At 41.0% G+C, this 12,526-nt stretch carries 13 protein-coding genes; 4 read left to right on the top strand and 9 right to left on the bottom strand.

The genetic code is table 11. From position 1 onward, the window contains the following. Positions 1-105 precede the first annotated feature (105 nt). Together C0V70_RS15980 and C0V70_RS15975 are read left to right on the top strand one after the other, a co-directional pair. On the top strand, positions 106-1,320 hold the full coding sequence (locus C0V70_RS15980) for a GumC domain-containing protein (protein WP_102244868.1): 1,215 nt from the start codon (positions 106-108) through the stop codon (positions 1,318-1,320). Next, entirely contained in the window at positions 1,286-1,894 is a 609-nt protein-coding gene (locus C0V70_RS15975; protein ID WP_102244867.1) for a YkgJ family cysteine cluster protein, read from the top strand. The genes C0V70_RS15980 and C0V70_RS15975 overlap by 35 nt, the downstream gene beginning before the upstream one ends. On the opposite strand, the gene C0V70_RS15970 is transcribed toward C0V70_RS15975, so the two are convergent. After that, positions 1,895-2,287, bottom strand: coding sequence for a MaoC family dehydratase (locus C0V70_RS15970; protein WP_158649723.1), 393 nt, complete (start codon positions 2,285-2,287; stop codon positions 1,895-1,897). It lies immediately after the preceding gene. Between the two features lie 40 nt (positions 2,288-2,327). Here C0V70_RS15970 and C0V70_RS15965 point away from each other — a divergent pair, with 40 nt between their 5' ends. After that, on the top strand, positions 2,328-3,314 hold the full coding sequence (locus tag C0V70_RS15965) for a hypothetical protein (RefSeq protein ID WP_102244865.1): 987 nt from the start codon (positions 2,328-2,330) through the stop codon (positions 3,312-3,314). On the opposite strand, the gene mtnC is transcribed toward C0V70_RS15965, so the two are convergent. From mtnC to mtnB, 3 genes are read right to left on the bottom strand one after another with little or no spacing between them, the layout of a single operon-like run. Further along, the gene (mtnC, locus tag C0V70_RS15960; protein ID WP_102244864.1) at positions 3,311-3,991 is read right to left on the bottom strand and encodes an acireductone synthase; all 681 of its coding nucleotides are present in this window, start codon (positions 3,989-3,991) and stop codon (positions 3,311-3,313) included. The genes C0V70_RS15965 and mtnC overlap by 4 nt on opposite strands. After that, on the bottom strand, positions 3,988-4,509 hold the full coding sequence (locus C0V70_RS15955; RefSeq protein WP_102244863.1) for a 1,2-dihydroxy-3-keto-5-methylthiopentene dioxygenase: 522 nt from the start codon (positions 4,507-4,509) through the stop codon (positions 3,988-3,990). Before C0V70_RS15955 ends, mtnC begins: the two co-directional genes overlap by 4 nt. Positions 4,510-4,511: 2 nt before the next feature. Then, complete coding sequence (gene mtnB / locus C0V70_RS15950) at positions 4,512-5,162, bottom strand: methylthioribulose 1-phosphate dehydratase (RefSeq protein WP_102244862.1); 651 nt, start codon at positions 5,160-5,162, stop codon at positions 4,512-4,514. Between the two features lie 126 nt (positions 5,163-5,288). Between mtnB and C0V70_RS15945 the strand changes: the two genes are divergently transcribed. Beyond that, entirely contained in the window at positions 5,289-6,428 is a 1,140-nt protein-coding gene (locus C0V70_RS15945) for a methionine aminotransferase (protein ID WP_102244861.1), read from the top strand. Between the two features lie 35 nt (positions 6,429-6,463). On the opposite strand, the gene C0V70_RS15940 is transcribed toward C0V70_RS15945, so the two are convergent. From C0V70_RS15940 to C0V70_RS15920, 5 genes are all read right to left on the bottom strand, one after another. Beyond that, on the bottom strand, positions 6,464-6,847 hold the full coding sequence (locus tag C0V70_RS15940) for a hypothetical protein (protein ID WP_102244860.1): 384 nt from the start codon (positions 6,845-6,847) through the stop codon (positions 6,464-6,466). 14 nt (positions 6,848-6,861) lie between these two features. Next, the gene (locus C0V70_RS15935) at positions 6,862-7,155 is read right to left on the bottom strand and encodes a hypothetical protein (protein ID WP_102244859.1); all 294 of its coding nucleotides are present in this window, start codon (positions 7,153-7,155) and stop codon (positions 6,862-6,864) included. Between the two features lie 125 nt (positions 7,156-7,280). Next, complete coding sequence (locus C0V70_RS15930; RefSeq protein ID WP_102244858.1) at positions 7,281-10,412, bottom strand: efflux RND transporter permease subunit; 3,132 nt, start codon at positions 10,410-10,412, stop codon at positions 7,281-7,283. Next, positions 10,409-11,836 (bottom strand): TolC family protein, encoded by a 1,428-nt coding sequence (locus C0V70_RS15925; RefSeq protein WP_102244857.1) that lies wholly within the window; start codon positions 11,834-11,836, stop codon positions 10,409-10,411. The genes C0V70_RS15930 and C0V70_RS15925 overlap by 4 nt, the downstream gene beginning before the upstream one ends. 3 nt (positions 11,837-11,839) lie before the next feature. Beyond that, positions 11,840-12,508: a TetR/AcrR family transcriptional regulator gene (locus tag C0V70_RS15920; protein ID WP_102244856.1), complete on the bottom strand. Its 669-nt coding sequence runs from the start codon at positions 12,506-12,508 to the stop codon at positions 11,840-11,842. Positions 12,509-12,526: the final 18 nt, after the last annotated feature.

Here is a 12,526-nt window from a genome sequence, read left to right as displayed (position 1 = left end):
ATAAGGATATTCTCTTTATGATAGCAGAATTATTTTTAAATAAAAAATTATATAGCCTTTAGAGATTAGAATATTCGACGATAAGATATTTAATTCAGGATAATTATGAACCCAAACGAAGAGATTACACTACATCAAGTCTTGCAGATTTTTACCAGAAGATGGAAGTATCTCCTGATGCTTGCTCTGTTATTTACTCTCGCTGCACTGGTGAAGCACAAGTATTTTCCAATGTATCCTGGAACGGGGAAGCTCATTATTAAAGACGTTCGAAACAGTCAACTACAGTTGGTGCTTAGCTCTGTGGCCGGAGGAAATGAAGTGTCTCCTGATGCCAAAGGTGATGATGTTGTTGATCGTGCAGAAACAGTTCTTGATACTCACGAATTTTATGTGGCACTTGCTAATAGATTGATCCAAATTAAAAATGAACAAAACTCTCTTCCTCTAAAAAATTTTTTTAAAAAATTTGAAGGAAAAGAAACTGATCCGGAATTTCCTCACGATGTAGGAAATGCTCTCTCAGGAATTCTTTCTTTTAATAGCGGCAAAGGGGGTGTGTTAACGATTAATGCAAAAACTTATAATCGCGAACTCTCAGTCATTATTCTCAATGCTGCACTTGAAGAAGCGCAGAAAAATCTTATTGACCGCGAGCTTGAAGATTTAAACCGCGCCGAAAATTATTTTAACGAAGAAATTAAAAATGCCCGCACAAAACTGGATTTGATTGAAAACTCTACAGTGCGCAAACTGCAGAAGAATCAAATCCTGTCTGTGGATTTAGAAAAGGGTGATAGCTCGAAATATATCAGTGAGCTAAAAAAGAACATCAATGACACTAAGATTGCCATCTCTAACAACACCAGTAAGATTGAGGCGTTGGTAGAGAGGATAAAAAAGAATGGTTCACGCGACCTGGGTGTTATCAGCAAGTTTAATGAATCATCGCAAATTAAAATGCTGGAAGATGAAAACAAAGACCTGCAAATTCAGCTGCAAACTTACCAGACGTACCTGAAAACCTATGAAAATCAGAAGACGGGTCTGGTTCCAATGCAGTACGAAATTCAAAAAATGAACGCTAACCATGACTTTGAATACAAAATGTTCGCGTCTCTTAATGACAGTTTGGCGAGAATTGGTTTACAAAAGACATATGTGAAGAACAAAGTAGACATCCTGGAGAGAGAAAGACTTTCAAAGGTGCGCTCGAGTCCTTCGCTAATAATAATGATTCTTATTTCTTTGATGCTTTCACAGGTCATTGGGATGTTTAGCATTTATGTCTACGAACTCTTTAAACCTCAAAAACTTTGAAGAACTCTCGCAGTCCATTTTGCGTGAGTACGATGACATTTCCGAGAAATTCCATGCCTTCCAGGCTAACAACCGACTTGATTGTGTCAGTGGTTGCGGAAAGTGCTGTTTTAAGCCCGATATTTATTGCTCACCAATAGAACTTCTTCCTCTGGCCCTTGAACTTTTAAGAAGAGGAGAGGCGCAGGCCGTTTATGATAAATGCCTAGAGAGCAAAGAGGAGAGATGCCCTTTTCTTCATGTGAATAACGCTGAAAAATTCCAGGGCAAATGCACGGAGTATGCTTTCCGTCCGCTCGTTTGCCGCACCTTCGGTGTTTCAGCAAGACATGGGAAGAAAAACAATATCGAATACTCTGTTTGTAAAACACTTAAGGAAGAAAAGGCCACCGCCTTCCAGTCGCTGGTGGATAGCAATTATCCACATACACAAAAAGATCTCCCATACATTGATAGCGCCAAACACCGCCTGACAACACTCGACCCACGCTTCCTTGAAGAAGAACACACCATCAAAAAATCGTTGAAAATTATTCTGGAAAAAGTTCTGCTATACGCTTCGTACGCTGAGTAATTAGCGCGCGGCCCTGATGAGAGCTTCACCTGAAATGCGAAGAGTGTCGTCTGCACCAAAAGCTTCAGTCTTTACTGTGAAGATAGGTTTTCCCTCTTTTTGAGCGATCACTTCCAGTCTGTAGGTTAATACATCATCGACATAAACTGGGGCGTGGAATTTAAATGTCTGGCTTAAATAGATCGTACCGGCACCCGGGAATTCATTGGCAAAAATTTTAGAAAAGTGTGAAGCTGCCACCATCCCATGAGCAATTCTCCCTTTGAAACCTTGGGCCCTTGCTGCTTCATCATCAAAATGAACCGGATTAAAGTCGCCAGAAAAATCAGCAAATTTTTGAATATGAGCTGAGGTTATGGTAAGTTTTTCAGTATGAATATCTCCAGTTTTCACATTGGACTCCTTTAAGGTTTTGATAAGGGTATTTTAGTTAATGAAATTGATTTTGGCATTGTCTTTTTTCCTGATAAGTTTTTGCGCTTTTTCTTATGAGAAGGAATTTGTCATCACCGATATCTTAAGTGATGACGTCGTTAAAGTGCATAGACTGGCCAGTGATGTCCTGGTTGAACCAGGGGATTTGCTTCTGGTTTATTCTCATGAAAGTAAAAATATTTTAGGTTATGCGCGCGCCGAAGTGATGAATATTGGCCCTGATCAATTTACGGCTACTATTATTACCCACAATAAAAGCGGGATTATCCGTCCAGAAAATTACTTGAGAAAAATCGACATCACTAAAACCAAAAATGAAGATATGCCAGCACGCTTTGATCTTGTTTTTCGCGAAAATAGAAAGGCTGCTGCCAAATACCGCCCGCTGGCCTATGCAGGTATCGCTCAGGGATTTACTGCCTCAAACCTAATTAAAAAAGAGTTTTTACTTGGACCTTCAATTTTGGGCTACGGTATTACTTCAGGATGGCAGGTCAACACTAACTTAGTTTCGACAATGTTTAAAATTTTAAACGTTTCGTTTAAGAACACACTCTTTAGAAATGATGATTATGAGTTAGCTATTGAAAATGGTTTTCAATATTATCATGAAAAAACGAGAGGCGCTTATCAATTAACATTCTATCTTGATACGGTGTCGAACTCTAATTTTAATTCGTATTTTAAGCTGCGCGCTTTTACCCAAAAACCTGAAGATGAGTATCTCTATAACTCAGAAGAGTACCGCAAGAGTTTAAACTTAGAATTCACGCTCTCTTATGGTTATTTGTTCAATAATTGGAACCGACTGCTTTTTGGTCCAAAGATCGACGTTAACAAGAAGAATGTCGGAGGTGTAATAGGTTATTACATTATCGATAGAGAATTCCACACAATGATTGGTGTCTCGGCCAATGACTTCTCTAGCTTTAAAGTTGGAAAAGAAGGCTACTTATTTAACCTTGATTTCTGGTGGCGCTTTTAGAGTTTGATTTCGCTGAAATCGCGCGCTTTTGGGTGATCACCTAAAACCACATCATCTTGTCTCACTAGTTGAGTAGTCTTCATGCCAGCCTCTCTCGCTGCATCCAATTCTTCTTTGATATCAGAAAGAAAGAGAATGTCTGAAGCCTGGATTTTAAGTTCAGCAATGATGTTTTTATACGAGTTCACTTCGCGCTTGTGACCTACGGCCGTATCAAAGTGATGACTGAAAAAAGGACGAAGGTTTCCTTCTGTTGAGAAACCAAAAATAAGATGCTGGGCCTTCACTGAACCTGATGAGTACACACCAAGTCCAAGACCATTTTCCTTCCACTTTTTAAGGGCAGGAAGGACGTCTGAGTACACGTGACCCTTAATGGCCCCACTAGCGTATCCCTCTTCCCAAATTTCTCCCTGAAGGGATTTTAGAGCAGGGTGCTTGCGGTCTTCTTTGATCCACTGAAGGAGAAGATCGCCCGCTTGTTCGTCGTTAATTGTCTGTTGGTTTTCTTCTAACGCCGTTTTCTTCGTTAAGTTTAAAGCTTCTTGTACTTCTTTTTTTGAAGCATGCTTTTGAATGTACTCTTTCATTCTTTCTTGAGAGAAAGGAAAAAGGACATCGTGAACAAAACTAATGGCAGTGGTTGTGCCTTCAACGTCAGTTAGAATGAATTTCATGGATTGTAGCTCGCATCGACACCTGAGTTTGTATAGTGCGGAACCCATCCTTCAATGTTGGAGAAGATGCGGATTGCTTTTACAAAGTATTTCGGGTGCAGGTCAAACCAGTGACGGAAGTTCTTAGGTACCGACATGAAATCCCCAGCATTACAAGTCACAGCGATCACTTCATCGTTGTCTAAATGAAACCAGAAGATCCCTTCACCATCGACAAAGAATCTAATCTCGTCGTCTGAGTGGCGGTGTTCTTTCATGAATTTTTCTCTGATGGCCTGAAGGTTTGGAGTCGCTGGAGTGACGTTGATAACGTCAGCTGTCGGGTACCCGTATTTTTCCATGAAGGGCTTTAACTCGTGGGCGTAAGCTGCCAGGATCGTCTCTTGATCAGCATCGTCGGCAAGCTTTGTGTTCGCTTCCCATTTTTCGATCATAATCTTATGAGCGTTTAAATATTCTTTGATTTTTGGAAAATCAGTAATTGTTTCGTTGGTTTTTGCCAGGAATAACTTTGCCATGATTATCCAATCCTTTTGTTAGAGTTCAGATAGTATTTAAAAATATATTCAAAAACTTCCAGGTGTCTTTTGGCCTCTTCAACACTGTCACCCCAAACATAAATTCCGTGACCGCGAAGAAGCAGCCCGTAGCTATTAGGTTGAGAAAGAATCGCAGGCTTTACTTCTTCTGCCAGTGACCTGATATCTTGGGTGTTGTCGAAAACCGGGATGTTGATTTCCAGTTCGTGAGTTTTGATTCCTTTAAATCCTTTTAGAAGTTCAAGGTTCTTGATTGTCGCAAATTGTTTTCCAGGGAAAAGATCGGCAAAAAGAAGTGAATCTAAAATATGGCTGTGAAGAACACAGTTAGCTTTTGTAATTTGGTAAATTGTCAGGTGAATATCAGTTTCATCAGAAGATTTTCTTCCTGAAGCTTTGTAGTCTTCGTGCATTTCGCGTGTTTGATAATAAAGTGGAAGAAAGTTGTCCTCAGTAAATTTACTTTTATCAATTCCTGATTCTGAAACCAGAGCGATATCCGGGTTAGTCTTTGATCTTAGAGAGTAATTCCCTGATGTGGCCGGATTGTGTCCCAAACTGTTCATAACACGAACAAGGGCCGCTAGTTTTTTTGATTCTTCGTAATCTTGAGCACTGATGATAAATGACACGTGTGAACCCTTTTTTGAGAGGAGAACATTAATTTATCGCTATATACAAAATTGGGCTTTTTTTGGCCAATACAATGTAGTAAAGATTGTTAAGATTAGTTAATTTTTATCTTGAAGGACGCGCCTATGAAGCCACTAAATAACACTGTTGAGCAGTTTACTGAATCCATCTTTTCCACCATGACAAAAATGGCCATGGAAAATAAGGCAATTAACCTCTCTCAGGGCTTTCCTGACTTCGATGGGCCTTCTTGGGTAAGTGATTTGGCCGTTAAAGCTCTTAAAGAAGCTAAAAACCAATATGCCCCTTCAATGGGTGTTTTATCTCTCAGAGAAGCCATTGCTCACAATTACGCGCGTTTTTATAACTACCAAGTAAATCCTCTTAGTGAGGTTGTTGTTACTAACGGAGCAACTGAAGCCATTTTCTGTGCTTGTTTAGCACTTTTAAATCCAGGTGACGAAGTTGTGGTGCTGGAGCCTTTTTATGATTCTTATTTAGCATCTATAAAGCTTTCTGGAGCTAAGGCCATTCCTGTGACTTTAAAGGCGCCGGACTTCCACTTTGATATCGAAGAGCTAAAGGCCGCTATCTCAGATAAAACTAAACTTTTAATCGTCAATAATCCTCACAACCCAACGGGGAAGGTGTTTACGGCCGAAGAAATTAAGATCATCGGCGACCTGGCAAAAAAGCACGACTTCTACCTGCTTTCAGATGAAGTTTATGAGTTCTTAACTTTTGATGTTGCTCACAAACCGACTGCGACCTATGAAGATTTAAAAGAGAGAACTATTACCATCTCTTCGACAGGTAAGACTTTTGGTCTAACTGGATGGAAGATTGGTTGGGCGATTGGGCCAGCAGCTTTAATTAAAGCAATTCACAATGTTCACCAGTTCTCAACATTCTGCGTGGCCCATCCATTACAAGTGGCGATGGCAGAAGCGCTGATGAAAATGGATGAGTACTTAGTAGACTTTAGAGCTGATTATAAGAAGAAAAAAGAGCTTCTGGTTACTGGGTTAAAAGAGCTTGGCTTCAATGTCCTGAGTCCAAAGGGGACATATTTTGCGATGGCACTTCTACCTGAAGGTGAAAATGATATTGATTACTGTAAAAAATTAATTGTAGAAAAGAAGGTCGCAACAATTCCAACATCGGCCTTTTATATCAAGTCAGATGAAGGATCGCGTATGATCAGATTCTGTTTTGCCAAGAAAGATGAAACGCTTTTAGGCGCATTGGAAAACTTAAAGCACTAAAATAAAAAGGCCCTCTTTCGAGGGCCTTTTTATTTCTATTCAAATGAGCAGCTTACATCATAAGTTCTGGCAACGACTTCACCGTAATCAAGAACCAGTTCACCCGTTCCAGAGTTTTGGTCGTAGTTTAAAATGATCACAGAGTATTGAGCTTGTGGGTCTACAACGTGCAGTTGAAGTACAGGTCCTTCTCCCCAGTATCCAACAACTTGTTGTTTAGAGATCTTTGCCTCTGTTCCATCTACCGCAATAGTGATGTCGCCAATAAGAGGGTTCCCAACGACGTGTCCAGTTGATCCACTGATTTGAATATCAGTTTGATCCATTAGAGTTGTGACTTTAGCATCACAGAAAAAACCACCTGAAGCAAATGAGTTCAGAGAGAAAAGCAGAGCAGATAGAGCGATAGTTGATTTCATATATAACTCCTTAGTTAAATTTCTCTTGAGCAATCAGCAGAAATCACACTGTTTACCTTGCCATTTTTTAATTCAAGTTGAACTGTACAGTTCCACCTTGAGGCGTCTGTTTGATTTTCGCTGCAGCTCTTTGTTTGGTATTTACTGTAAACAATATAGTTGGCCAGTCGGTACTCCTGGCATTTCACTCCAGGAAGTTTTTGGTAAAGGTCATAGGCTTCTTGACCAGAGATACTCTGGAATTCACCGGCCATTAATGAGCCTGAAATTGAAAGCGCAAGTAAACCGAAACCGATTAGTTTTTTCATAAATTCTCCCGCAATTGGGAGGACTATACCATGGTGGAAAATTTGGTGGGGGAAGGTTGTATTTTCTTCAGGCTAAACAAAAAAAGGCCCTCTTTCGAGGGCCCTTTTCATCAAAATTGTGCAGATTACTCCGCGATGAAGATCTTCTTCATGATGTTCCCAGACCATACTCTGAATCTTTCGATATAAGAGTAAGCCGCTGGAATAACAACAAGAGTAAGAAGTGTCGAAGAGATCAACCCTCCGATAACTGCGATCCCCATTGACGTTCTTTGCTTAGAGGCTTCGTTTAACCCGATTGCAAGAGGTAACATACCACCAATAAGGGCAAATGACGTCATAAGGATAGGGCGTAGTCTTGCTTTACCAGAAGCGATGATAGCTTCAGCTAAAGTTTTTCCACCTTCAACTTGTTGGTGAGCATAGTCCACCAGAAGAATTGAGTTTTTAGTAGCAACACCTAAAAGCATGATACATCCGATCATTGAAAATAGATCCAGTGATGCTCCCGTGATAGCTAGAGCGTAGAAAGCTCCACACATTGCCAGCGGAAGAACGAGCATGATCGTAAACGGAGTCACAAACGATTCGTATAGAGAAGCGAGTACGAAGTAAATGAACATAATCCCCAGACCTGCGGCCACAACCATGTTAACCATTAGTTCCTGGAAGTTTTCAGCTTGTCCTACGAATTGGTATCTCATGTTCGACGGCATTTTGATTTCCGTCTGCATGATTTTGTTAATATCAGCAATCGCCCCCCCCATACCTGGACCATTTGGAGCTACGTCAGCTGAAAGCTGAATATAACGACCGCGGTCCTGACGGTTGATGTTTGCTGGTCCCGTTGTATCAAGCGGTTTAGCTACAGCATTTAAGCGAATAAGAGAGTTGTTGATGTTTGGAACGTAAATACTATTGAAAGCACCTTTGATATCACGTTGGTCTTCTTTCATACGCACGCGGATATCATACTCTTCTCCAAGCTCTCTAAAGACAGCAGGAGTCGCACCTTCTACTTGAGTTCTTAGTTCAGCTCCCAGTAGAGTTGTTGAAACCCCAAGTCTTTCAGCCTTATTTCTATCCGGGATAACCTGGAATTCAGGTTTCCCTGCACGGCTCGAACTTACAACATCAAGAAGAGCAGGGTGATGCTTGATTTTTTCCATTAACATTTCAGAGTATTTTTCAATCTCTTTCATGTCATCACCAACGATGTTGACGTTGAATGGACGTTGTCCACCACCAACTGCATCGAAGTCTTTTACAACAGGGTTTGCGTAAGAAAATGTTTTCAGTTGTTCACGTACATTGGCCTTAACGTCAGATGTTCTTACACCTGGTCTTTGCTTAGAAGGAATTAATGTGACGAAGATATCAGCTTTTTCTGGCTGACCATTTTTATCACCGACAGTTAGAAGTGTAGAAGCAACTTCTTTGTTCTTGCGAACAGCTTCATCAACTTGTTTTGCAACTGTGTTCATCCCATCCAAACTTGTCCCTGGTTTTAGGTCAACTGAAACCATGAATTCACCCGCATCCTGAGGAGGAAGGAATGTTTTCGGAACGTATTTAAGAGCAGCGAAGCTGGCAATGAAGATAAAGAAAGACAGGATAAGAACGATAAATGGTCTCTTTAAAGTAAACTTTAAAACACCAACGTATATATCTTCTAACCATGTCTGGAAATCGTTGAACTTGTCTAGGAGAACACCAACAGTGTTATCCCAGATTCCTTTTCTTTCTCTTTTTACACCTGGTTCATGATGTTGGATTTTTCCAGCGAAGTAAGCTGAAAGCATTGGTGCCATCGTCAGGGCATCAAAAAGGGAAATGATCATGGCAAAACAGACTGTCAGACCGAACTCTTTAAAGAACTGACCAACAACCCCGTCCAGGAATGAGATCGGAGCAAATACGGCGATAACAGTTAGTGTTGTCGCGATAACGGCGAGAGTTACCTCGGTCGTCCCTTCAATTGAAGCTTTGACCGGATCGGCCCCCATCTCTATATGTCGGAAGATATTTTCTCGAACTACGATGGCATCATCGATCAAGAGACCTACGGCCAGAGATAGAGCAAGAAGAGTCATGATGTTAACGGTAAAGCCTGCTGCCGCTAGTAGAATGAAGGCACCTAATAACGAGTTCGGTAGAGCAAGACCGGTAATGATTGTCGATCTTAGAGAGCCAAGGAAGAAGAATACTACGATGATCGTCAGGATGATCCCGATGATGATCGTTTCATAAACGTCGTATACGTTGGCATCAATCTGCTTAGAACCATCGCGAACAATTTGTAAGCTCAGAGGTTGATTCTGCTCTTTTAAGTTCTTGTTGATTTTTTCAAGCTGCTTCTTAATCGCTTTCGCGACACCGATCGTGTTTGACCCAGACTGCTTATACACGTTTAGGATAACTGAGTTTGTCCCGTTGTAATAAGCGTAGGTTTTTCTTTCTTCAAGGGAATCTTTTACAATACCAACATCTTTAACCGTGATCGGAACGTCGTTACCTAAGAAGTTAACGATAGTAGATTCGATTTCGTTGATGGTCTTGTACTCACCTAGTGTTCTAAACACTGAGTCTTTGCTCGAGCCAGAGATTTTACCTGCCGGAATGTTTTGCCCTGAAATCTTCAGGCGCTCAGAAACTTGAGAAGCTGAAATTTCGCGCGCTTTAAGTTTGTTGCGGTCAAGTTCAACTTTGATTTCTCTTTTGCGTCCCCCGAAAATTTCAACCAGACCAACCTGGTTGACTTGTTCGAACATCGGCTTGATTTTTTTATCTACGTATTGGAACAGTTGACCATCAGGAAGGTTTGAAGCAACCGAGATTGTCACAATTGGCTGATCGGCTGGGTCGATTTTTCTAATGACCGGCTCATCAATATCGGTAGGTAGTTTTTTTCTTGCCGCAGAAACTTTATCGCGAACCTGCTGTTCAGCGTACTTAATGTCTACGTCGAGGTTGAACTCGGCGATGATGATTGAAACAGCTTCAAGGTTTTGTGAAGAAAGCTTTTTTAGTCCTGGAACGTTTGAAAGCTCTTCTTCATAAATTTTTGAAACAAGTGTCTCAACTTCTTCCGGCCCCGCACCAGGATAAGTTGTAGTAACAGTAACGATCGGGAACGTTACGTTGGGAAAGAGGTCAACAGGAAGCTTGTTTAAAGACAGCCATCCTACGACCAGAATCACCGTCACGATACACGTAATGAAGACGGGTCTTTTGATTGATAACGAAGCCAAATTCACTTGGCACCTCCAGCACTAAAAATTTTTAATTGGGCATAAATGTTAAGTAGGTCTGTTTCAGTCTGGATTCTAAGAATTTCTGCTGAAGCGTTGTCGACTTCGAAACTTAATACCTGGAATGTTGTTGTTCTACCGTTATTTAAACGGTTTCTTTCATTCGTAGACTTTGTTCTTTGAGCATCAGAAATTTTTTCAGCCAGGTCTAGTTTCACTTTTGCATCAGCAAACTTAGTTAATAGATCGTTCCATTCTCTGTCTTGATCAAAAACTTTTCTTTGGTAGTTGTATTCAGCTGCAATTTGTTCTTTTTTGTAACCATCGATCGCTGAGCTTGTTGTTCCAAAATCTAATGGAGTGTTGAATCTCACTCCAATCGCACTTGTCGTGTGGTTTGTCTTAAAAGAGTTTGAAATAGCATCTGCACGTTCAGGATCTCTGCCGTTAAAAGCGTATGATCCGTAAATTTCAAAAGTAGGTCTGTTTCTCTCAATCGCCAGAGCCGCGTTTGCTTTAGCAAGGTTTTGTTGCTCAAGAGCAGCAAGAGTGTCTGCACGAAATTCTGCTTTTGCAGGAGGATTCAGCCCTTTTAGGTTTTTGCTGTCAACAGCTTCTAGTTCTTCAGTGACTTCACTGCTGTCAATTCCTCTTAGAGAGTTGAATGATCTCTCAAGAAGGTTTTGCTGTTGAAGAGCGCTGTTTAGTTCGTATTCACGAAGCTTGAAGTTTGAATCGGCCTGAAGGAAGTCAGATCTTTCAGCAAGACCATTACTTAAACGTCTTTGGTTCCATGATCTGATTTGTTGAGCGCGGGCTAGAATATCTTTTTGTACCTGAATAACTTTTCTTGTTTGAGAAAGAGACCAGTAGATAGACTCTGCATTTGTCAGCGTTGTTTGAACGTTAAAGTCTGCAAGGTGCTTTGAAGCTTTGGCCTGAGAATCAATCAGGTCAGCTTGTGCCTTGTTTTCTTTTCCGTTCCAGTTTCTCCAAAGAGACTGCGATAGTTCAAGCTTGGCAATACCATCGTTGAAATCGGCAAGAGGAACAAATGTCTGTCCCGCATTGTAGATTTTTGTGTGGTAAAGCGTGTAGCTTAACTGTCCTTTAAGACCAAAGTTGAAATTCTGCGCAAGACCTGCTGTCACATATTGAGTGTCTGTGCGGTCTCCCTGTGTTGAAGTGTTGGCCACAGGTTTTTTGTCCACCATCATTTGTCCCTGAGCAAAGATGCTCGGGCGGAAAATCAGGCGCCCTTCTTCTTCGCGGGCCTTGGTTCCTTCTGCCACTAACTTGTTAGCAACTACACCTTGGTTTTTTTCCTCTACTTGCCTTAAGTAGTCAGCGAGGGATAGAGGAGCAGTGTAACCTAAGCTCGGCACAAGCAAAATTGCCGCGAGTAGGGACTGCAGACGATTGCGGTTCATAAATCATAGCTCCTGAGTTTTAATACCATCAAAGACAATGGTGATAAGATTATTGATAAATTGGGTTCTGTATTCTTCGTTTTTTAAAGTTCGTTGATAGTATTTCTCACCGACATGATCAACTCTAAGAGTGGTTGTCAGCGAGTGAAAAACAAAAGACGTAATCTGGTGAGCGTCCACGTCTTTTCTCACGATGCCTTTTTTCTGAGCGTCGAGAAAGAAGGCGTGAAAAAGTGTGTAGACCTTTAAGAAAGTCGATTCAAAAATATCCTGAATAAGTGGATTTTCGATTTCAATTTCACGGCAAATCATTTTTGTCACGTGACTGTTATCTAGCCCATCTTTAATAAAGTCTTCAGCAAAGAGTTTAATTCGAAGTTTAATCTCTTCAACTGATTCAGCTTTTGTAAGAATTTTTTCTGATTTTTTTAAGCGTTCTTCACCGTAGTGAAAAAAACATTCGCGATAGAGGCCCTCTTTTCCGCCAAAGTGATACTTGATAGCACTGACGTTAGCCCCAGCTCCCTCACAAATATCTCTGACAGAAGTTCCTTCGTATCCTTTTTCACAAAATTGCTTTTTCGCCTCATCGAGAATGAGGTCTTTGGTTTTTTCAGAGGGAACAGGTTTCCTTCCGAAAATAAAACAGCCGGCGGCCTTGTCTTTGCTCATGGAATTCCTTTATTACGC

The organism is Bacteriovorax stolpii, from assembly GCF_002872415.1.
GTDB lineage: Bacteria > Bdellovibrionota > Bacteriovoracia > Bacteriovoracales > Bacteriovoracaceae > Bacteriovorax > Bacteriovorax stolpii.
Note: the sequence above shows the minus strand (reverse complement) of the source record. Positions and strands in the feature narration are given on the sequence as shown.

Coding starts and splice junctions, on each gene's coding strand:
- C0V70_RS15975 (WP_102244867.1), top strand. CDS start 1,286: ATGTCTACGAACTCTTTAAACCTCAAAAACTTTGAAGAACTCTCGCAG.
- C0V70_RS15965 (WP_102244865.1), top strand. CDS start 2,328: ATGAAATTGATTTTGGCATTGTCTTTTTTCCTGATAAGTTTTTGCGCT.
- C0V70_RS15925 (WP_102244857.1), bottom strand. CDS start 11,836: ATGAACCGCAATCGTCTGCAGTCCCTACTCGCGGCAATTTTGCTTGTG.
- C0V70_RS15935 (WP_102244859.1), bottom strand. CDS start 7,155: ATGAAAAAACTAATCGGTTTCGGTTTACTTGCGCTTTCAATTTCAGGC.
- C0V70_RS15955 (WP_102244863.1), bottom strand. CDS start 4,509: ATGGCAAAGTTATTCCTGGCAAAAACCAACGAAACAATTACTGATTTT.
- C0V70_RS15940 (WP_102244860.1), bottom strand. CDS start 6,847: ATGAAATCAACTATCGCTCTATCTGCTCTGCTTTTCTCTCTGAACTCA.
- C0V70_RS15980 (WP_102244868.1), top strand. CDS start 106: ATGAACCCAAACGAAGAGATTACACTACATCAAGTCTTGCAGATTTTT.
- C0V70_RS15945 (WP_102244861.1), top strand. CDS start 5,289: ATGAAGCCACTAAATAACACTGTTGAGCAGTTTACTGAATCCATCTTT.
- C0V70_RS15920 (WP_102244856.1), bottom strand. CDS start 12,508: ATGAGCAAAGACAAGGCCGCCGGCTGTTTTATTTTCGGAAGGAAACCT.
- mtnC (WP_102244864.1), bottom strand. CDS start 3,991: ATGAAATTCATTCTAACTGACGTTGAAGGCACAACCACTGCCATTAGT.